21 protein-coding genes are annotated in these 19473 nt (G+C 70.7%); 11 read left to right on the top strand and 10 right to left on the bottom strand.

Going from position 1 to position 19473, the window contains the following annotated elements:
- Window positions 1-52 precede the first annotated feature (52 nt).
- From ACFPYL_RS23750 to lexA, 4 genes are all read right to left on the bottom strand, one after another.
- Window positions 53-1294: an alkaline phosphatase family protein gene (locus ACFPYL_RS23750; RefSeq protein WP_379160562.1), complete on the bottom strand. Its 1242-nt coding sequence runs from the start codon at window positions 1292-1294 to the stop codon at window positions 53-55.
- Complete coding sequence (locus tag ACFPYL_RS23745; protein ID WP_379160559.1) at window positions 1291-2970, bottom strand: alkaline phosphatase D family protein; 1680 nt, start codon at window positions 2968-2970, stop codon at window positions 1291-1293. The genes ACFPYL_RS23750 and ACFPYL_RS23745 overlap by 4 nt, the downstream gene beginning before the upstream one ends.
- 9 nt (window positions 2971-2979) lie before the next feature.
- On the bottom strand, window positions 2980-3813 hold the full coding sequence (locus ACFPYL_RS23740; RefSeq protein WP_379160556.1) for a phosphatase PAP2 family protein: 834 nt from the start codon (window positions 3811-3813) through the stop codon (window positions 2980-2982).
- A 110-nt stretch (window positions 3814-3923) separates the two neighbouring features.
- On the bottom strand, window positions 3924-4643 hold the full coding sequence (lexA, locus tag ACFPYL_RS23735) for a transcriptional repressor LexA (protein ID WP_379160553.1): 720 nt from the start codon (window positions 4641-4643) through the stop codon (window positions 3924-3926).
- A gap of 257 nt (window positions 4644-4900) precedes the next feature.
- On the opposite strand from lexA, the gene ACFPYL_RS23730 reads away from it, so the two are divergent.
- Together ACFPYL_RS23730 and ACFPYL_RS23725 are read left to right on the top strand one after the other, a co-directional pair.
- Complete coding sequence (locus ACFPYL_RS23730) at window positions 4901-5251, top strand: LysM peptidoglycan-binding domain-containing protein (RefSeq protein WP_379160550.1); 351 nt, start codon at window positions 4901-4903, stop codon at window positions 5249-5251.
- A 119-nt stretch (window positions 5252-5370) separates the two neighbouring features.
- Window positions 5371-5790 carry a DUF3052 domain-containing protein gene (locus ACFPYL_RS23725; protein ID WP_379160547.1) on the top strand — a complete coding sequence of 140 codons (420 nt, stop codon included), beginning with the start codon at window positions 5371-5373 and terminating at the stop codon, window positions 5788-5790.
- Here ACFPYL_RS23725 and ACFPYL_RS23720 read toward each other — a convergent pair.
- A complete protein-coding gene (locus tag ACFPYL_RS23720; RefSeq protein WP_379160544.1) occupies window positions 5787-6143 on the bottom strand; it encodes a hypothetical protein in 357 nt (118 codons plus the stop codon). The two genes, ACFPYL_RS23725 and ACFPYL_RS23720, sit on opposite strands and share 4 nt — an antisense overlap.
- 91 nt (window positions 6144-6234) lie before the next feature.
- Here ACFPYL_RS23720 and ACFPYL_RS23715 point away from each other — a divergent pair, with 91 nt between their 5' ends.
- Window positions 6235-7176 carry an ATP-binding protein gene (locus ACFPYL_RS23715; RefSeq protein ID WP_379160541.1) on the top strand — a complete coding sequence of 314 codons (942 nt, stop codon included), beginning with the start codon at window positions 6235-6237 and terminating at the stop codon, window positions 7174-7176.
- Window positions 7177-7193: 17 nt separating this feature from the next.
- On the opposite strand, the gene ACFPYL_RS23710 is transcribed toward ACFPYL_RS23715, so the two are convergent.
- Window positions 7194-7952, bottom strand: coding sequence for a SigB/SigF/SigG family RNA polymerase sigma factor (locus tag ACFPYL_RS23710; protein ID WP_379160538.1), 759 nt, complete (start codon window positions 7950-7952; stop codon window positions 7194-7196).
- A gap of 337 nt (window positions 7953-8289) precedes the next feature.
- Between ACFPYL_RS23710 and nrdR the strand changes: the two genes are divergently transcribed.
- A complete protein-coding gene (gene nrdR, locus ACFPYL_RS23705) occupies window positions 8290-8772 on the top strand; it encodes a transcriptional regulator NrdR (RefSeq protein WP_379160535.1) in 483 nt (160 codons plus the stop codon).
- Between the two features lie 136 nt (window positions 8773-8908).
- A complete protein-coding gene (locus ACFPYL_RS23700; protein ID WP_379160532.1) occupies window positions 8909-11800 on the top strand; it encodes a vitamin B12-dependent ribonucleotide reductase in 2892 nt (963 codons plus the stop codon).
- A gap of 136 nt (window positions 11801-11936) precedes the next feature.
- Here ACFPYL_RS23700 and ACFPYL_RS23695 read toward each other — a convergent pair whose 3' ends face one another.
- The gene (locus tag ACFPYL_RS23695; RefSeq protein ID WP_379160529.1) at window positions 11937-12839 is read right to left on the bottom strand and encodes an HNH endonuclease; all 903 of its coding nucleotides are present in this window, start codon (window positions 12837-12839) and stop codon (window positions 11937-11939) included.
- 147 nt (window positions 12840-12986) lie between these two features.
- Between ACFPYL_RS23695 and ACFPYL_RS23690 the strand changes: the two genes are divergently transcribed.
- A complete protein-coding gene (locus ACFPYL_RS23690) occupies window positions 12987-14150 on the top strand; it encodes a nuclease-related domain-containing protein (RefSeq protein ID WP_379160526.1) in 1164 nt (387 codons plus the stop codon).
- On the opposite strand, the gene ACFPYL_RS23685 is transcribed toward ACFPYL_RS23690, so the two are convergent.
- Window positions 14147-14494 (bottom strand): hypothetical protein, encoded by a 348-nt coding sequence (locus tag ACFPYL_RS23685; protein ID WP_379160524.1) that lies wholly within the window; start codon window positions 14492-14494, stop codon window positions 14147-14149. The two genes, ACFPYL_RS23690 and ACFPYL_RS23685, sit on opposite strands and share 4 nt — an antisense overlap.
- A gap of 77 nt (window positions 14495-14571) precedes the next feature.
- Here ACFPYL_RS23685 and ACFPYL_RS23680 point away from each other — a divergent pair, with 77 nt between their 5' ends.
- On the top strand, window positions 14572-15765 hold the full coding sequence (locus tag ACFPYL_RS23680) for a cysteine desulfurase-like protein (protein ID WP_379160521.1): 1194 nt from the start codon (window positions 14572-14574) through the stop codon (window positions 15763-15765).
- Window positions 15766-15798: 33 nt separating this feature from the next.
- Here ACFPYL_RS23680 and ACFPYL_RS23675 read toward each other — a convergent pair whose 3' ends face one another.
- Window positions 15799-16173: a contact-dependent growth inhibition system immunity protein gene (locus tag ACFPYL_RS23675; protein ID WP_379160519.1), complete on the bottom strand. Its 375-nt coding sequence runs from the start codon at window positions 16171-16173 to the stop codon at window positions 15799-15801.
- A gap of 137 nt (window positions 16174-16310) precedes the next feature.
- On the opposite strand from ACFPYL_RS23675, the gene ACFPYL_RS23670 reads away from it, so the two are divergent.
- Window positions 16311-16565, top strand: a complete 255-nt coding sequence (locus ACFPYL_RS23670; RefSeq protein WP_379160517.1) for a type II toxin-antitoxin system Phd/YefM family antitoxin — start codon at window positions 16311-16313, stop codon at window positions 16563-16565.
- The gene (locus ACFPYL_RS23665) at window positions 16562-16948 is read left to right on the top strand and encodes a type II toxin-antitoxin system VapC family toxin (protein ID WP_379160514.1); all 387 of its coding nucleotides are present in this window, start codon (window positions 16562-16564) and stop codon (window positions 16946-16948) included. The genes ACFPYL_RS23670 and ACFPYL_RS23665 overlap by 4 nt, the downstream gene beginning before the upstream one ends.
- A gap of 2 nt (window positions 16949-16950) precedes the next feature.
- On the opposite strand, the gene ACFPYL_RS23660 is transcribed toward ACFPYL_RS23665, so the two are convergent.
- The gene (locus tag ACFPYL_RS23660; RefSeq protein WP_379160511.1) at window positions 16951-17406 is read right to left on the bottom strand and encodes an SRPBCC family protein; all 456 of its coding nucleotides are present in this window, start codon (window positions 17404-17406) and stop codon (window positions 16951-16953) included.
- 127 nt (window positions 17407-17533) lie between these two features.
- Here ACFPYL_RS23660 and ACFPYL_RS23655 point away from each other — a divergent pair, with 127 nt between their 5' ends.
- Both ACFPYL_RS23655 and ACFPYL_RS23650 read left to right on the top strand, forming a co-directional pair.
- On the top strand, window positions 17534-18052 hold the full coding sequence (locus ACFPYL_RS23655) for a hypothetical protein (RefSeq protein ID WP_379160508.1): 519 nt from the start codon (window positions 17534-17536) through the stop codon (window positions 18050-18052).
- A gap of 38 nt (window positions 18053-18090) precedes the next feature.
- Complete coding sequence (locus tag ACFPYL_RS23650) at window positions 18091-19470, top strand: NAD-dependent succinate-semialdehyde dehydrogenase (RefSeq protein ID WP_379160506.1); 1380 nt, start codon at window positions 18091-18093, stop codon at window positions 19468-19470.
- The last annotated feature ends 3 nt before the right edge of the window (window positions 19471-19473 follow it).

The raw sequence follows: 19473 nt of genomic DNA, 5'->3' as shown, positions 1-19473 counted from the left end.
CTACTGTCCCTGACCGGGGCAAGAATCGCCCAACCACGGCGCGCCGAGGTTGCTACCTCCGCAGGAGGTCGCGGCCGTCGTAGCCGCGGCGGGGGCCGCCGACGCCGAAGAAGCCCGCCACGGTGGGTGCGACGTCGACGGTGCGGGCCACCCGCGTGTCGGCACGGCGGCGTACGACGGGGTGGCCGCCGGAGATGAAGAACGGGATCGCCCGCGTCGCGGGATGGCCGTGGTTGCCGGGGATCGGGTTCGAGGTCGCGGGGTCCGGGTCGCTGAAGCGCCAGCCGGCCTTGCAGAAGGCGACGACGTCGCCGGCCTCCGGGCCGAGGCGCAGCCCCGTGGCGCGCCGGTCGTACGCCGCGAGCACGCCCTCCTGGGCCCGGGCGATCGCCCGCATCCGGCGCACGGCCTGCTCGTGCTGGGAGCGCGGCCCGGTCCAGTAGAGGAGGTCGGCGCCACCGTTGTCGGCGATCTCGACCCGGCCGGCGAGCAGCGGGTCCGCGGCGAGCGGAGCCGTCAGGCTGATCACCTTGTCGGGCGTCGACCAGTCCATCGAGTGGTCGGCCAGCACGACCAGCACCGAGTCGTCCCACTTCTCCTGCTCGTGCAGGGCATCGACGAACATGCCGACCTGCCGGTCGGTGTCGGCGAGCGCGAGGCGGCGGGTGAGCCGGAGCGAGGTGCCGGAGACGTCGGCGTGCCCGAAGCGGTCGATGTCGCCGAGGTTGACGAACATCAGGTTCGGGTCGAGGTCCTCGAGCATCGCCAGCGCGGCCCTCATCGTGAAGACGTCGGGGGCGTGCTCGGTGATCGGCAGCGTCGGCTCGGGCTCCCAGCGGTGCGTGGCGCGTCCGCCGAAGACGCCGTACAGGTACTCCTTCGAGAGCACCGTGCCGGTCGTCGCACCGTGCCGGTTGAGTCGCTCGATCAGGGTGTCGCTCTTGATGTCGGTGGGCCGGTCCATGTCGCGCACGGTCTTCGCGGCCCGGTCATAGATCGAGTTGGCCGGCACGCCGGTGCGGTCCGGCCGGAGCCCGGTCATCATCATCACGTGGTTGGGGATCGTCTCCATCACCGGCATCGACGAGGCGCGCGGGAACCGCAGCCCCGCGTCGCGCAGCGCGGCGAGCCTCGGGGTCAGGCCGCTGTCGAGCTCGTCGGGGCGGCAGCCGTCGATGACCAGCACGTAGGCGCGCTTGCGCGGCCGGGCGGCGTACGCCGCGGCACCGGGCAGGCTCGAGAAGACCAGGCCGGCGGCCCCGGCCTTGAGGAAGGTGCGGCGCTCGAGGCTCATAGGGGCGTCGTCACCTGCTCGATGCGGCCCGTGCCGGTCTTGGTGGCGTACGACGTCGACCAGATGATCGGCGTCCTCCGGTCGGCGCGGTCGCCGATGACGTACCAGTCCATCTGCGCGCGGGTCGCGGTGATGTCGAGCACCGAGAACCCGTGGCTGTCGAAGTCGAGGTACTTGACGTGCCGGTTGTTGGCCTTGATCGCCTGCTCGACCACGACGCTCGTCGTGCGTGGCGGCGTACCGGTGATGTCCTTGAGGTTGCTGGAGGTCACCGACGAGCAGACGAACTCGACGCCGGCCGTGTCGCCCACGGGGTACGACGCGGCGTCGTAGGGAAGCTCGCACGCCCAGCCGGAGTGGATGTCGCCGGTGATGAAGAGCGCGTCGGTGACCTGGTGGTCGCGGATGTGCTCGAAGACCTCGCGCCGGTCGTGGGTGTAGCCGTCCCACTGGTCGAGGTTGTAGGCGACGCCGTCGCGGGGGAGCAGGCCGGTCACGTCGTTGACCGGGTCGATCAGGTCGTGCGGCACGGAGCCGAACTCGACCGGGGCGATCATCACCGGGTTGCCCACGATCTTCCACTGGGCGCCGGTGCGCTTGAGCCCGGCCTTGAGCCAGTCCATCTGCTGGCGACCGGTGATGGTGCGGTCGGCGGCGTCGACCTCGGGGCCGGGCACCTCCAGCTGGCCGTCGCGGTAGCTGCGCAGGTCGAGCATGCTCAGCTCTGCGAGCGTGCCGAAGCGGAACCGCCGGAAGAGCCGGTCGCCGTCGCCGAGCCGGGCGGTGCCGTCGAGGCGCACCGGCATCCACTCGTCGTACGCACGGTGCGCACGAGCACGGCGGCGGTGGTAGTCGCCCTCGCCGAGGTCGGGGTTGTGGTTCTCGGCCCCGTCCTTCCACTGGTCGTTGGCGACCTCGTGGTCGTCCCAGGTGATGATCCAGGGGTACTTCGCGTGCAGGTCCTGGAGGTCGGGGTCCTGCTTGTACTGCGCGTGCCGCTGGCGGTAGTCGGGCAGCGAGACCATCTCGTGCGCGGGCACGTGGGAGCGGATGTCGCGGTCGTCGGACCCGTAGCCGTACTGGCCGGGGCCGTACTCGTAGAGGTAGTCGCCGAGGTGGATGACGGCGTGCAGGTCGTCGCGGTCGGCCAGCCCGCGGTAGGCGCTGAACCACCCCGCCTGGAGGTTGGCGCACGAGACGACGCCGAACCGCAGGTGCCGGGGAGTGGCCTCGGGCGCCGGCGCCGTACGGGTGCGGCCGACCCGGCTGGTCTGGCCGGCCAGGTGGAAGCGGTAGTGGTACCAGGTCGCCGGGTCGAGCCCGGTCACGTCGACCTTGACCGTGTGGTCGCGGCTCGGGCCGGTGGCGAACGTCCCGCGGCGTACGACGTGGCGGAAGCGGCGGTCGGTGGCGACCTCCCAGGTGACCTTGACCCGCGGGCCCTTGCCGGATCCGGGGGTGCTGGCCGGGGTCGGGGTGACCCGGGTCCAGATCAGCACGGCGCGGGGGAGCGGGTCGCCCGAGGCGACCCCGTGCCGGAAGCGGCGGTGGCCGGGGCGCGCGGGGGCCGCCTCGGCGTCGGTGGTGCTGACGGCGGCAGCACCGGCGGCACCCACGGTGCCGGACGCGAGCACGGTGCGTCGGCGCAGCGAGAGGCGGTCTGGGGTGATCGGCATGGTCACGACCTACCCAACGACCGGCGGCTCCTCACGTGACGCGGGCGCGAGCGCCGAGAGTTCATCCGACGTTCGTCTGAGTCGTGCCGGCCACAGCGACGGCAGCGGGATCCGGCCGATCGCGCGGGCGGCCGCCCAGCCGACCAGGATGACCAGCCAGCCGACCAGGGCGTCGATCACCCAGTGGTTGCCGGTGCCGACGATGACGATCGCGGTGCCGACGGCGTACGCCCAGCCCAGCACGCGCACCCACTTGCGGGTCGCGTAGACCTGCAGCGCCAGCGCCACCCACAGCGACCAGCCGGCATGCAGGGAGGGGAACGCCGCCAGCTCGTTGGTCAGCCCGCCGAGCCCGCGCGGTGCCGAGGCGTCGCCGCCCCACCAGCCGTCGGCCGCGTGCAGGCTGAGCACGTCGACGTACCCGCTGATGAAGCGCGGCGGCGCCGTCGGCATCATCAGGTACGCCGCCAGGCCGAGCAGCGTGCCGATCACCAGCGCACGCCGGGCCGGCCCGTAGCGGTCGGCGCCCAGGCGCCAGAGCCAGATCAGCACGGCCGCGGTGACGACGTAGTGCAGCGACGCGTACCAGTAGCTGCCGATGAGGCCGACCACGCGGTGGTCGGTGAAGAGCTGGTTGAGCGGGACCTCCCAGCTGATCCCGAGGAGGTCCTCGATGTGCAGCAGGTCGTTGGCCCGGTCGAGAGCCGGCTGCATGCTGGTGTTGGCCAGCAGTCGGGCCAGGCTGTAGAAGACCCAGAGCGCGAGGATCAGCAGCAGCTCCAGAAGGGCGCGGGCCCAGCCGGGGACCGTCCGTTCGCGTGCAAGCGCAGGTGCCGTCGTCACAGCACCAGCGTCTTCCATCGGCCCTCCCGTGCCATCAGGGATCCTCCCCTGTTACCAACGTCAGGGTCGGATCAGGGGATTCCCAGGGGAAGCCAGAAATTCACGAGCGATCAAACCCTGCGCAGCACCGCCGTCACCTTTCCCAAGATGGTGGCGTGGGTGCCGTCGATGGGATCGTAGTTCGGGTTGTGCGGCAGGAGCCACACCTTTCCGTCCTTGCGCTGCAGGGTCTTGACCGTGGCCTCGCCGTCGAGGAGCGCCGCGACGATCTCGCCGTTCTCGGCGGTCTGCTCCTTGCGGATGACCACGTAGTCGCCGTCGCAGATGGCCGCCTCGACCATCGAGTCGCCGGAGACCTCGAGCAGGAACAGCTCGCCCTCGCCGACCAGCTGCCGCGGCAGCGGGAAGACCTCGTCGTACGTCTCCTCGGCCAGGATGGGCCCGCCGGCGGCGATCCGGCCGACCAGGGGGACGTACGACGCGGCCGGGACGGTGTCGCCGATCCCGGTCTCGTCGGTGGTCGACTCGTCGGCGCTGCCGAGCGAGCGCCGGGCCGCCATCACCTCGGGGAGGAACACCTCGAGGGCGCGCGGCCGGTTGGGGTCGCGCTTGAGGTAGCCCTTCTCCTCGAGCACCTTCAGCTGGTGGGCGACGCTCGAGGAGCTGGTGAGCCCCACCGCTTCGCCGATCTCGCGCATGCTGGGCGGGTAGCCCCGCTTCTCGATCGAGTCCTTGATCGTCTGCAGGACGCGCTGCTGGCGCGGGGTGAGCCCGGTGGCATCGGCCGGCCCGTCGGGCAGCTCGCGCACCGTATCCATCTTCTTGGCCATGGGCCCACGCTAGCCATCCCGGCCGCCGGGTTCAAACATTTGTTCGAACGGGCGTGTCGGGCTCCGCCGCCTCGGAACGGCTCGAACAAATGTTCGCCCGGGGCCTTGCGTCGTTCGAACAGGTGCTCTAACGTCGTACACACGTTCGATCGAACACCTGATCGAGACGGCGGTCCAGACAGCTGCGGAGCGACTGTCGGTGGCTCCCTCTAGAACTGGTGTCATCGAGAAGGCCACTTCCCCCAGGAGCCAAGCACATGAGCACCATGACGATCGACCAGATGTTCCACTCGAAGCCCGCCGCCCGGCCGCGCAGCACTGTCCGGCTGACCCGCCGCGGCCGCGTCGTGGTCGTGCTCCTCGGTCTGCTGGTGGCCCTCGCCGTCGGCATCGTCGTCGCCTCCGGCTCCGTGGCCACCGACCACGCCGGCACACCCGAGCCCACCGCGGTGGTGCTCGTCGGCACCGGCGACACCCTGTGGGACATCGCCTCCGCGGCCGCCGACGACGGCGACGTCGACGCGATGATCGACCGCATCCAGAAGCTCAACGCGCTCGACTCCGGCATGCTCATCGCCGGCCAGCGCCTGCTGATCCCGGTCGACTGACTCGGACGACCACACAGATCTCGTCGAGCGATTCGACCCCGCTCGACGGACCGGGGAAGACGAGGGGCGGAGCCGACAGGCTCCGCCCCTCGCGGCATTTCGACCCCTACGCTTCCGGCATGGCCGGCTACTCGGGCACCCCGCTGGTGCGCAAGCTGGGGATCAAGGACGAGCACCTCGTCCTGCTCGACCGTGCACCGGAGGGCTTCGAGCTCGGCGAGACCGCGGCGCGCGTCGTAGGCCGGCTGCCAGCCTCCGGCCTCGACGTCACCCTCACCTTCCAGACCCGGCTGGCCGATCTCGAGGCCCGGTTGCCAGCGGTGTTCGAGCGGACCGTGACCGCCGGGATGGTGTGGACCTGCTGGCCGAAGAAGGCGGCCCGACGCCAGCTCGGCATCGCGAGCGACCTCGACGACAACGCCGTGCGCGAGCTCGGGCTGCGCCTCGGGTGGGTCGACGTGAAGGTCGCGGCGATCGACGACACCTGGTCGGGCCTGAAGTTCGTGCGCCGCCTCGCGGACCGTGAGCGCCCGGACTAGCGCGCCGCGCGCCGCCCGCCGATCGGCCGGGGTCCATCCGGCTCGTCGGGAGCCTCGGTCGATGTCGGGGGCTTGGTGATGCCGAGACGGCGCAGCAGCCGGGCGACGAGCATCAGACCGAAGAAGAGGCATGCGACCGCGCCGATCGAGGCGATCGCCAGGAAGATCCACGCCTGGGAGTCGCCGCCGCGTGCCGTGGAGCCGAAGTCGACGGCGGCGTACACGAGGTAGCCCCACGCCACCACCGACAACGTGATGCCGAGCGCCAGCGCGAGCAGGGCCGGGCGGGACGTGGTCTTCTTGCGCGGTCCGCGGCGCGACCCCGCCCGCTTGCCCCCGGTCGCACCCGTCACTGACCCCGCCTCACGGGGCCATTGTGGCCGATCGACCCTGACCGGTCGCGACGCCCCACGGTACCCGGAGGCTTGATCTACGCTGTCGAGCGTGGGGGACTACCGCGAGGGTTCGGTTCCCGTCGGTCTTGCCAGCGCGGCCGACGTCGATGCGGTCGCGCGGTCGCTCGTGCGCGAGCTGCTCGCCCTGCCCGACGTACGCGCGGTCGGGGTCGCCCTGGTCGAGGGCGGCGGTCGCCGGCTCCGCTTCCTGCCGGCCTCCCCGGCCGGGGCTCGTGCCGACTGGTGCCACATCGACGCCTACGACGACGTCCCGCTGACCGGGGTGGTGCGCTCCGGCACGGCGGTCTTCGGCGACCTCGACTCCTTCGCCGGTCGGTACGCCGGTCTCGTCGCCGCCCAGGTCGATGCCGGCACGCAGGCGCTGGCGGCGTACCCGCTGCCGGGCGTGACGACGCCGCTCGGTGGCCTGCTCGTCTACTACGACCGCCGGCAGGACTTCGGCGGCGAGCAGCGCGAGGTGCTGACCACGCTCGCGCGGCAGGCCGGCGACGCCGTACGACGGGTGCGGGCGCGCGGCGTCGCGACCCCGGTGGCCACGGGTCGGGCCGAGGTCGACGCCTCGGTGCGATCGGCCTCGCTCGCGCTCGAGAGCGATCCCCGGGCCGCCAGTGCCGCCCGGAGGTTCCTGCGGGCCACGCTCGCGGGGTGGGGGGTCGAGGACGACCCGGTCGACACCGCGGAGCTCTGCCTCTCGGAGATCGTCACCAACGCCGTCATCCACGCCGACGCCACCAGCGAGCTCACGATCAGCCTCGACGACGGCATGCTGACGGTGTCCGTGCGCGACCACGGCGGAGCCGGCTCGGCCGCCGAGCCGGTCGAGGACGACGACCCGATGCGGGTCTTCGGCCGCGGCCTGGTGCTGGTGGACGCGCTCGCCGACAGCTGGGGCTCCGAGCGCGACGACGTGGGGACGACCTCGTGGTTCGTGCTCGACCTGCCCGACGGGGCCCGGTCGGCCGCGTCCTAGCTGTGCCCGGCGTGGCGTCAGGCGGCGTGCGCGACGGTCAGCTCCTCGCGCATCCGGGCCATCAGCCGGGTCAGCAGGCGGGACACCTGCATCTGGGTCACGCCGATCTCGCGGCCGATCTCCGACTGGGTGCGGCCCTGGAAGAAGCGCAGCTCCACGATCGTGCGCTCCCGCGGGGTGAGCCGGGCCAGCAGCGGGGCCAGCACGGCGCGGGCCTCGGCGACGTCGAAGCCGTGGTCGTCGCCGCCGAGCCGCTGGGTCAGCGTCTCCTCGTCGGCGCCCACGGGCGCGTCGAGCGAGGCCGGGGCGAAGCAGCCGCTCGCCCCGAGCGCCTCGACCACCGCCTCGACCTCGATGCCGAGGTGCCGGGCGATCTCCGAGGGCCGCGGCGCGCGGCCGTGCTCCTGGAAGAGCTCGCTCTCGCAGCCGATGATCTTGCTCTGCGTCTCCTGGATCGACCGCGGCGGGCGCACCATCCAGCCCAGGTCGCGGAAGTGGCGGCGCACCTCGCCGCGGATGGTCGGGATCGCGAAGCTGAGGAAGTCGTGCCCGCGCTCGGGGTCGAAACCACGGACCGCCTTGACCAGCCCGACGTACGCGACCTGCTGGAGGTCGTCGGTCGGGATGCCACGACCTCGGAAGCGGCGGGTGGCGTCGACCGCCATCCGCATGTTCAGCCGGACCAGCTCGTCATCGAGGCGGGACCGTTCGGTGGTGTCCGCGTCGCGCCGTGCGGCGAAGAGGCGGGCGGTCGTCTCAGACCGGGTTTCGTCCATGCCTGTCATCTGCCGTCGGTGGTGCACCGACAAACCACCCGCGCGGGTGAGTCGGAGGTGCCGACGCGGCCCGCGACACGCCCCCCGAGGAGGCGATTTTCGGAGCCGGGACGGGCCCTGACCTGCGGCTTTACCGAACGGCGCCGGAGCCGCCGAGGAACTTCTCCGCGCTACTTGCGCGGTCTCCCGAGCGGGCGTACGGTTACCACTACATCTAGTACTTACACCGGTGTAGTTATCCACATCTAGTTCACAGAAGGTCGTGGAAGACCCACAGGTGTGCGCTCGTTGTACACAGCGGGACCCCGTTTATCCACAGGCCAGAGAGGAGCCCCCGGTGCACTGTCCGTACTGCCGCAACACCGACACCCGGGTGCTTGACTCACGCGTGGCCGACGACGGCGGCTCGATCCGCCGCCGGCGTACCTGCTCGGCCTGCGAGCGCCGCTTCACGACCGTGGAGCTGATGCAGCTGACCGTGCTCAAGCGCTCCGGCGCGAGCGAGCCGTTCACCCGCGACAAGGCGGTCTCGGGCGTCCGGAAGGCATGCAAGGGCCGTCCGGTGACCGAGGACCAGCTGGCCTGCCTGGGCCAGGCGGTCGAGGACGCGCTCCGGCTCGCCGGGGCCGCCGAGATCCCGGCCCACGAGGTCGGCCTCGCGATCCTCGGCCCGCTGCGCGAGCTCGACGAGGTCGCCTACCTGCGCTTCGCGAGCGTCTACCGGGCCTTCGAGTCCGCGGACGACTTCGAGGACGAGATCGCGATGCTGCGCGCCGAGCGCACCGCGGTCGACACCCCTCAGCCCGTTCCGACGGGCTGACCCCAGACGGCCCGGCGTGCGCAGTGGGGAAGCTACGCGCGCCGGGCCCACCAACGTCGGCACCGAGGTCCGTCCGGACTGTCGGTGCCAGCAGCAATGATCGAACCAACACCTCGACAGACGGGACACAAGAGGGATGACCGAGACGGTGAGCGGCAAGACCGCCAAGGCGGGCGCCGGGCTGAAGCTGGAGCGCATCTTCAGCACGGAGGGTGTGCACCCGTACGACGAGCTGACGTGGGAGCGTCGCGACGTCGTGCAGACCAACTGGAAGACCGGCGTCACGGTCTTCGAGCAGCGCGGGGTCGAGTACCCCGACTTCTGGTCGGTCAACGCCTCGACCATCGTCACGACCAAGTACTTCCGCGGTGCCGTCGGCACCGACGCCCGGGAGTGGAGCCTCAAGCAGCTCATCGACCGCATCGTGAAGACGTACACGAAGGCCGGTGTCGACCACGGCTACTTCGCGTCTGCCGCCGACGCCGAGGTCTTCGAGCACGAGCTCACCTGGCTGCTCGTGCACCAGTACTTCTCGTTCAACAGCCCCGTCTGGTTCAACGTCGGCACCCCGTCGCCGCAGCAGGTCTCGGCCTGCTTCATCCTCTCCGTCGACGACTCCATGGACTCGATCCTGAACTGGTACAAGGAAGAGGGCTTCATCTTCAAGGGCGGCTCCGGCGCCGGCCTCAACCTCTCCCGCATCCGCTCCTCCAAGGAGCTGCTCTCCTCCGGCGGCACCGCGTCGGGCCCCGTCTCCTTCATGCGCGGCGCCGACGCGTCCGCCGGCACCATCAAGTCGGGTGGCGCCACGCGCCGCGCGGCCAAGATGGTCGTCCTCGACGTCGACCACCCCGACATCGAGGAGTTCGTGATGACGAAGGCCCGGGAGGAGGACAAGATCCGGGCCCTGCGCGACGCCGGCTTCGACATGGACCTCGGCGGCGCCGACATCACCTCGGTGCAGTACCAGAACGCCAACAACTCGGTCCGCGTCAACGACGCGTTCATGCGTGCCGTCGAGGACGGCACCGAGTTCGGGCTGCGCTCGCGCGGCACCGGTGAGGTCATCGAGACCGTCGACGCCCGCGACCTGTTCCGCAAGATCAGCCAGGCCGCCTGGGAGTGCGCCGACCCGGGCCTGCAGTACGACGACACGATCAACGACTGGCACACCAACCCGGAGACGGGCCGGATCACCGCGTCCAACCCGTGCTCGGAGTACATGTCGCTCGACAACTCCTCGTGCAACCTGGCGTCGCTCAACCTCCTGAAGTTCCTCAAGGACGACGACACCTTCGACGCCGAGCTGTTCGCCAAGGCGGTCGAGTTCATCATCACCGCGATGGACATCTCGATCTGCTTCGCCGACTTCCCGACCGAGGCGATCGGCCAGACCACGGTCGACTACCGCCAGCTCGGCATCGGCTACGCCAACCTGGGAGCCCTGCTGATGGCGATGGGCCTCGGCTACGACTCCGACGGTGGCCGCGCGATGGCTGCCACCATCACGTCGCTGATGACGGGCACGTCGTACAAGCGCTCGGCGGAGCTCGCCGGGATCGTCGGCCCCTACAACGGCTACGCCCGCAACGCGGAGGCCCACAAGCGGGTCATGCGCAAGCACCAGGCCGCCAACGACACGGTCCGCACGCTCGGCATCGCCGACCGCCAGGTCCACCAGCTCGCCACCCAGGCGTGGGCGGACGTGCAGGAGATCGGTGCCGCCAACGGCTTCCGCAACGCGCAGGCCTCGGTGCTGGCGCCGACCGGCACCATCGGCTTCATGATGGACTGCGACACGACCGGCATCGAGCCGGACTTCTCGCTGGTCAAGTTCAAGAAGCTGGTCGGCGGCGGCTCCATGCAGATCGTCAACCAGACGATCCCGCGGGCGCTGCGCAAGCTCGGCTACGTCGACGAGCAGGTCGAGGCGATCGTCGCCTACATCGCCGAGCACGGGCACGTCATCGACGCCCCGAGCCTGAAGACCGAGCACTACGAGGTCTTCGACACCGCGATGGGCGCCCGTGCGCTGGCCCCGATGGGCCACGTCCGGATGATGGCGGCGGCCCAGCCGTTCCTGTCCGGCGCGATCAGCAAGACGGTCAACCTGCCGGAGTCGGCGACCGTCGAGGAGATCGAGGACATCTACCTGCAGTCGTGGAAGCTGGGCCTCAAGGCGACGGCCGTCTACCGCGACAACTGCAAGGTCGGCCAGCCGCTGGCCACCGGCAAGGGCGACAACAAGGGCGAGGACTCCAACGCCTCCGCCGCCGCGGTCGTCACCGAGGCCGAGCCGAAGGTGATCGAGAAGATCGTCTACGCCCCGACCCGCAACCGGCTGCCGAAGTCGCGCATCGCCCGCACCACCTCCTTCACCGTGGGTGGCGCCGAGGGCTACATGACCTCGGGTGCGCACGAGGACGGCTCGCTCGGCGAGATCTTCCTCAAGCTCGGCAAGCAGGGCTCGACCCTGGCCGGCGTGATGGACGCCTTCTCGATCGCGATCTCGATCGGCCTGCAGTACGGCGTGCCGCTGGAGACCTTCGTCTCGAAGTACACCAACCAGCGCTTCGAGCCCGCCGGCCTCACCGACGACGCGGACATCCGGATGGCGCAGTCCGTCATGGACTACGTCTTCCGCCGCCTGGCCCTCGACTACCTGCCGTTCGAGACCCGCGAGGGCCTCGGCATCTACTCGGCCGACGAGCGCCAGCGCTACCTCGAGACCGGCTCCTACGAGCCCGTCCCGGAGACCGGCAACAACGCGGGCGAGCTCATCGAGATCGACCTCGCCCCCGTCGCCGAGACGGCGTCGGTCGTCGAGACCGTCGAGGCACCGGACGCCGAGGAGGTCGCGGTCGCCAAGCCCGCCCCCGCCACGGCCCACACCTCCGCCGAGCTCCTCGAGCAGATCACCGGCACCGCCGTCGACTCGCCGCTCTGCTTCACCTGCGGCACCAAGATGCGCCCCGCCGGCTCCTGCTACGTCTGCGAGGGCTGCGGCAGCACCTCCGGCTGCAGCTGATCCACCTGCGTCGACAACGAGGCCCCAGGCAATCGCCTGGGGCCTCGTTGCGTGTGCGGCGGGTCGTCACAACGTCATACGGATGGAGCAAGCGGATGCCCTGCCTGTATGACCTTGTTCAGGAGCTGAGGTCAGGTCATCCCGCTGCCAGGAACTCCGCGTAGCGCTCCTCCAGTCGCTCCTTGCTGGGCCGAGCAGCCCGCGCCGACGGAACGACGGCGAGCTCCGTGTTGTGCACACCTTGGATGCCGCCCTTCAGCATCCAGCCGTCGATCTCCTCGAGGATGTCCTGTCGCACGTGCAGGGTCCGATCTGGCCTAATGCCGAGGATCGAGTTGTCGAAGGCTGCATGGTGGATCTTGCAGAGGCACAAGCCATTCGGCACGACCGCGTCTCCGTGCGGCTTGCCGTCGGCGATGATGTGGGCCGCATCGAGCAGTTCCACATGCCTGATCTTGCAGATCGCACATCGTCCGTCGTACGCGAGCAGCACCTTGCTGCGGAAGACTCGTTGATGGAGACGCTGCTTGGTCAGTCGTTCGACGTAACGTCGAGAGTCGGAATCCATCGCAGCCCCCGGGCTGACGAATCTCTGTCCCTCGTCGAGCGCCAACGCGAACTCGAGACGCGAGGGATCGTCGCCGACGATCCACACGGGATAGATGGGCTCATAGGAGCCGGGGGCAACGCCGACGAACCAGATGAGCGGCAGTCGCTGTTCGTACGCGCGCCTGAGCGCAACGTTCTCGGGATGCTGCGGATCGTCGCCGCGGTACTTGTATCGCTGTAGACCGTCATCCCCGATGGTGTCGTTGTAGGGAGGAAGCTGATTCGGTGGCGTGAAGGTCGTGCGGATCGCGAGCGCGGCCGTCATGGAGGCCGGCTTGCGGATCCCGCGCTGCAGATCCATCAGCGGGATGTTCACGCCGTGGTACTCGAACTGCCTGACCCATGCGTAGTCGACCTCTTGCTTCGGCCGGCCATCCAGCCACCGCATGGCAGCCTCTCGAACGGCGGCCTCGGCCTGCGAACTCGTCACTGACTACTTCTAGCAGCTGCGAGGTGCTGTCGAGACGAATCTGACCTGGGCGGCCCTGCGATCGTGTCGGCCAAATGGTCAGATCTGCGTCATTCTCCGCACGGGTCTCGCGCAACGGCCATACCGTCCGCGATCGGAGGTTGTGCCGTGGCGGGCGAATCAGCGCGGGAGGTTGCCCGCAGACAACGCGAAAAGGCTGCTCGACTCGAACAGGCAGCAGCGAGGTGGGAGCGCGGGGCTGCCGGGGAGGAAGCGGTGGCTACTGCGCTGGCGGCGCTCCCGCGGACGGAATGGACTGTCGTCAGCGACGTCCAATGGCCCGGGCGGCGGTTCGCCAACATCGATCACGTTGTCATCGGACCGGGCGGAGTGTTCGTGATTGATGCCAAGAACTGGTCGGGCAAGGTGGAGGTGGTCGACAGCGTCCTCAGACAGAACGGTCGTCACCGGGAGCCGGCTGTGGCCGGGGGTAGCGACGCCGCATTGGCTGTAGCCCAGCTGGCGTCGTTGGATCCGTCCCTCGTCCACCCCGTGCTCTGCTTCGTTCGCGACGATTGGCTTTCGGGATGGGCACGGGACGTAATGGTCTGCTCGACCTTCAACCTCGTCACGATGTTGGTGAGTCGACCGACCGCCCTTGCCGGAGACGCCCTGGTCTCGACGAGATCTCGGGTGGTCACCAGCCTGCGACCGGTAGCGGGGCGGTCCGGTTCTGGCGCGAGCGGTGTGCGGAGGACGACAGGCAAGCCGACGACGAAGCCGACGCCGAAGCGCGGGCGAAGTCCGGAAGAGCGGAAGAGCGGGTGGCGTCTCGTCGCCGCAATTTCGGCTATCGCCTTCCTGTTGTTCGGTCTGCCGACTCTGGCGCCCAAAGTCGGCGAGCTCCTTGCTGGCGTAGCGACGGCCGGATTGGTGCCGAAGACGGCAGACATCGGAGAAGCCGTCATCGTGCCGGCCGGCTCGACTCGACCAGAACTGCGGGTGACGACGATCGACGTGCGGTCGCGGGCTATGCGACATGCAAGCGCCGTGGTTGTGCAGCTGAAGATCGAGAACGCTGGATCGGGGCCGTATGAGAGCGGCCCTGAGTTACGGATCGCGGTGCGAGATGACCGAGGTGCGACGTACCGGCCACGGGCTGGGTGGTCCGCATTTGGTCGACACATTGCAGCGGGTCTGAGCCTGACGTCCGGGGAGTCGACTGAGGGGAAGCTCCGGTTCGACCTGCCGGCCGACGCACGTCCGGCGGAGGTGCGCCTGGTGTTGGGAGCCGCAGGTGACGAGACCGTGGACTGGAGAGTGTTGGACTAGGCGTACAGGTCGACCGGGTTCTTCGGGTCGCTGGCGGATGAGGTGGCCGCAGTCGGGGCTGTCGTTGTTGGCTTCTGCTCGGCCGCCTTCTGCTGCTGGGCGTCGGCGTTCGCCTTGGCGATGGCGGCAGCGGCCGCAGCGACGGCGGCCTGGGCGAGCTGGACGGCGAGCTGGTCGGCCTTGATGGTGTCCTCGCTGGCCTTGGCCGCGGAGTCCTTGGTCAGCTGGCGCTGGGCGTCCTGGAGGTCCTTGGTGGCCGCCTGGTAGGCGCGCTGGAGGTCGGTGCCGCCGGACGGGCCGGTCGATGCCACCGCCTGGGTGCCCGCGCGGATGCTGATGCTCACCCAGTCTTGATCGGCAGGCACAGCGAGCGCCTGAGGGGGTGCTGCCGAGGCTCCACCGACACCGGCAAGATGGGTCCATGGACCTCGACGTGGACCGCATCCGCAAGGACTTCCCGGCGCTCGACGGCGGGACGGCGTACTTCGACGGGCCGGGTGGCAGCCAGGTGCCGCGGCAGGTGGCGGAGGCCATCGCGACGACGATGACCGCCGGGCTGTCCAACCGCGGGACGGTCACGGCCACCGAGCGGCGAGCCGAGGACGTGGTCGTCGGCGCCCGGAGCGCGGTGGCCGACCTGCTCGGCTGCGACCCGGGTGGCGTCGTGTTCTCGAGGTCGGCGACCCAGGCGGCGTACGACGTGTCCCGCGCGCTCGCCCGCGAGTGGGTGGCCGGCGACCAGGTGGTGGTGACCCGGCTCGACCACGACTCGAACATCCGGCCCTGGGTGCAGGCGGCCGAGCGGGCCGGTGCCGAGGTCCGGTGGGTCGGCTTCGACCGGGAGACCGGCGAGCTCACGGTCGACGACCTCCGCGCCGAGCTGACGGAACGCACCAGGCTCGTCGCGGTCACCGGTGCCTCGAACGTGCTCGGGACCCGGCCCGACCTCCCGGCGATCGCCGAGGCGGTGCACGCCGTCGGGGCGCTGCTCTACGTCGACGGCGTGCACCTCACGCCGCACGCGCCGGTCGACGTGACTGCCCTCGGCGCGGACTTCTTCAGCTGCTCGCCGTACAAGTTCTTCGGCCCGCACCACGGCATCGTGGTCGCCGCCCCCGGGCTGCTGGAGCGGCTGCGGCCCGACAAGCTGCTGCCCTCGCCGGATCGGGTGCCCGAGCGGTTCGAGCTGGGCACGTTGCCCTACGAGATCCTCGCCGGCACGACCGCGGCGGTCGACTACATCGCCGGCATCGCGTCGGACGCCTCGGACCGCCGGGCCGGGGTGCTGGAGTCGATGGCGGCGGTCGAGGAGTACGAGGACCGGCTGCTCTCCCGGCTGACTGACGGGCTGCGCGGCACCGACCGGGTCCGGGTCTTCGGCGCGCCCGCACGGCGTACGCCGACGGTGTTCTTCACCGTCGAGGGCCGCGCCGACCGCGAGGTCTACGAGCACCTGGCCGGCCTCGGCGTGAACGCCCCCGCCAGCACCTTCTACGCGCTGGAGGCGTCGCGGTGGCTCGGCCTCGGCGACACCGGTGCGCTGCGCGCGGGCCTGGCGCCGTACTCCAGCGAGAGCGACGTCGACCGGCTGCTCGAAGGCATCGCGAGCGTCTGACTCTCGGTGCCTGCGGCCGACGTGGGCAGAGGCTCAGCGCAGCTGCGCGGCCACGTGGCGGAGCCAGCCGGTGTAGCCGCCCTCCTCGGCCGGCAGCAGGGGCGCGAGCGCGCGGAACTCCGCTGCGAACCTCTCGACGACGCGGTCGCAATCGCCGAGGTCCTCGGACCAGTCCTGGTGGAAGTACGCGCCGGCGAGGTGCTCGAGTGCCGGCGTCTCGATCGCTGTTGATCGCTCCTCCCGCGGGATCGCAGGGGTGGGATATCCGGTGAGCAACCACCAGCCATCGGGTGCGGCTCGGTCCTGGGTCAGCACGGCGTGGACCCACGTCGACTCCCAGACCTGCTCGAACTTGTTCATCACCCGCCCGGCGGGCCGCCCGATGTCGCCCGACCCGCGAACGCTCATCCACAGGCAGCGGGGTACGCCGAGGGTTCTCCACAGATCGCGGACGGGGGCTGGCGGCGAGGGGTCGATGCGACGTTGGCTGCAGGCATGTCGAAGTCGCGAGGACGCCGCGTGCTACGCGTGCTACGGTCGGGAAGGTGGAGACCGTGACCCATCGCGAGCTGCGCAACCGCAGCGGCGAGGTCCTGCGCGCCGTCGAGGCGGGTGAGTCGTTCACGATCACCAACGGCGGGGTGCCGGTGGCCCGCCTGGTCCCGATCGCCGATCCGTCGCCGGGTCTGCGCCGGGTCCGTCCGGTGCGCCGACGGGGTGGCTTCGCCGACCTGGCGCGCGTCGACCGGGACGAGCGGACCCAGGATGCGCTGGACGCCGTGCGCGACGAGCGCCGGTGACCCGCTGCTACCTCGACACCTCGGCAGCCGCCAAGCTGCTCGTGGCCGAGTCCGGGTCCGCTGCTGTCGCTGCCTGGCTCGACCAGCCCGACGTGCAGCCGATGGCGACGCTCCTGCTCGAGACCGAGCTGCGGCGGCTCGCCGTACGCCTCGAGGTGAGCCAGCAGTCCGTGAGTGGTGTGCTGGAGGGTGTCGAGCTCTTCGCGCTGCCCGACACCGCCTTCCGTGAGGCCGGCCTGATGTCCGGGCGGGACCTGCGGTCGCTCGATGCCCTGCACCTCGTCGGCGCCCTCCGTCTCGACGTCGACGTCCTCGTCACCTACGACCAGCGACTGGCGGTCGCGGCGGCCGATGTCGGCCTGATCGTCGTCGCGCCGGCCTGACGTCAGGCGAAGTGCGCGCGGATGCCGGCGAGCATCGCCTCGTGCGCCTTGACCGCCTCGCGGACGGTGTAGCCGGCCAGGGGACGGGGTGCCGCGATGGTGATGCGCTCGGTGACCCGGGTGCCGCCCTCGGTCTCGTCGAACGACACCGTGCCGCGCAGGCGTACGCCGGGGGACTGGTCGGCCTCGGTGTGCACGTCACCGGTCGTCGGGACGTGCAGCCGGGTGACGTAGGCGATCCGCATCCGGAACGGTCCGAGCCGGACGACGTCGACGACACGTGAGGTCTGCCGGTAGCCGTTGGCCTCCTCGGTGCGCGACAGCTCCTCCACGGACACGATCAGCGGGTGCACGACCTTGAGGCTGTCGAGGTCGACGTAGAACGCGCGGACGTCCTCCGGCGCCGCGGGCACCTCCGCGGTGACCGTGCGCTCGGTCCGGGCGATCCACCAGCTCATGGGCGGCAACCTAGCGGCCCGGTCGGGCCACCGCGCGAGGGTCGGCCAGATGGCCATTTCGGCGCGGAACCGATGACCGTGCGGCCGAGGAGCCCCTAGCGTCCGTCCGACGCGAAGGGAGGACACGATGACGGGTCTCGGGGTGCGGCTGGTCGGCATCGTCGTGGTCGCGCTCGCCGGGTTCCTGGTCCTGCCGAGAGTGGCTCCGATGGTCGGCGACGTGCTGAACGACCGCGTGCGGGCGGAGGTGGCACCCCCGACCCCCTCGCGCGCCGAGTCCGTGCGGATCCGGGGGATCGCGAAGCGACCGGCACTGAAGGTCACGGCCGAGATCGGCGAGTCGCCGAGGGACGCCACCCGAGGCGGTGACCTGCGGGTCCGGCTCACCGTCGCCAACGTCGGCAGGTCGGTCTACGAGAGCGGCCGGTCCTTCCGGGTCGTGCTCGTGACCGAGGACGGCCGACGGCTGCGGCCGCGGTCCGCAGGTGGCCTGGGTCGCGGCCTCGCCCAGGGTCTCCGGGTCCGGCCGGGTGCGTCGGCGGCAGGGGTGCTCCGGTTCGAGGTGCCCCCGGGCGCCGAGCCGGTGGAGCTGCGGGCCGTGCTCGGCACCGATCGGCGGGGCCGAGCCGTGTGGACCCTCCCGTAGCCGGCGACGGTGCTGGGCGTCCGACGTACGGTGGCCACATGAGCGACTACCAGGTGGTCAACCCGGCGACGGGCGAGGTCGAGCGCGAGTTCGAGACGGCGACGGACGCGGAGGTGCAGGACGTCCTCGCACGCTCGCACGCGGCGTACGGCGCGTGGAAGCAGACCGACAAGGGCGAGCGCACGAAGGTGCTGCTGCGCGTCGCCGAGCTGTACGACGAGCGCCGCGACGAGCTGGCCGGGATCATCGCCCGCGAGATGGGCAAGCGGGTCGCCGAGGCCAAGGGCGAGATCCGGCTGGTGAGCTCGATCTACCGCTACTACGCCGAGCAGGGCCCCGGGCTGCTGGCGGACACCCCGCTCAACCCGGCGATGGGCGGTGACGCACTGGTCCGCAAGGAGCCGGTCGGCGCGCTCCTCGGGATCATGCCGTGGAACTTCCCCTACTACCAGGTCGCCCGGTTCGCGGCCCCCAACCTGATGATCGGCAACACGATCATCCTCAAGCACGCACCGCAGTGCCCCGAGTCGGCGCTGGCGATGGAGCAGATCTTCCACGACGCCGGGCTGCCGGCGGACGCCTACATCAACGTCTTCGCGACCAACGACCAGGCGGCCGACATGATCGCCGACCCGCGCCTCGTGGGCGTCTCGGTCACCGGCAGTGAGCGCGCCGGCGCCGCGGTCGCCGAGGTGGCCGGCCGCAACCTCAAGAAGGTCGTGCTCGAGCTGGGCGGCTCCGACCCCTTCATCGTGCTCGGCGCGGACGACCTCGGCGCGGCCGTGAAGGCCGCGGTGGTGGGCCGGATGGGCAACGCGGGCCAGGCGTGCAACGCGGCCAAGCGGATGATCGTCGTCGACGAGCTGTACGACGAGTTCGTCGAGATGTTCACCGGCGCGATGGCGGGCCTGACGCCGGGCGACCCGACCGACCCCAGCTCGGCGTACGGCCCGCTCTCGAGCGAGGGCGCGCTCACCAACCTCCTCGAGCAGATCGACGACGCCGTGGAGAAGGGCGCCACCGTGAAGACGGGCGGCAAGCGGGTCGACCGGCCGGGCTCGTTCATGGAGGCCACCGTGCTCACCGACGTGACGCCCGAGATGCGCGCCTACTCCGAGGAGCTCTTCGGTCCGGCGGCCGTGATCTACAAGGTCTCCGACGCCGACGAGGCGGTCGAGCTCGCCAACAGCTCGCCGTTCGGTCTCGGCGGTGTCGTCTGGAGCCAGGACCCGGCGTACGCCGAGGAGATCGCCGACCGCCTCGACACCGGCATGGTCTGGATCAACACCGCCCAGGGCTCCGCGGCCGACCTCCCGTTCGGCGGCACCAAGCGCTCCGGCGTGGGCCGCGAGCTCGGGGCCTACGGCATCGAGGAGTTCGTCAACAAGAAGCTGATCTACCGCCCGAAGACCGGCTGACCC

It is taken from the genome of Nocardioides hankookensis (assembly GCF_042658885.1).
Taxonomy (GTDB): Bacteria; Actinomycetota; Actinomycetes; order Propionibacteriales; family Nocardioidaceae; genus Nocardioides; species Nocardioides hankookensis.
This window is presented reverse-complemented; position numbering and strand designations above follow the sequence as displayed.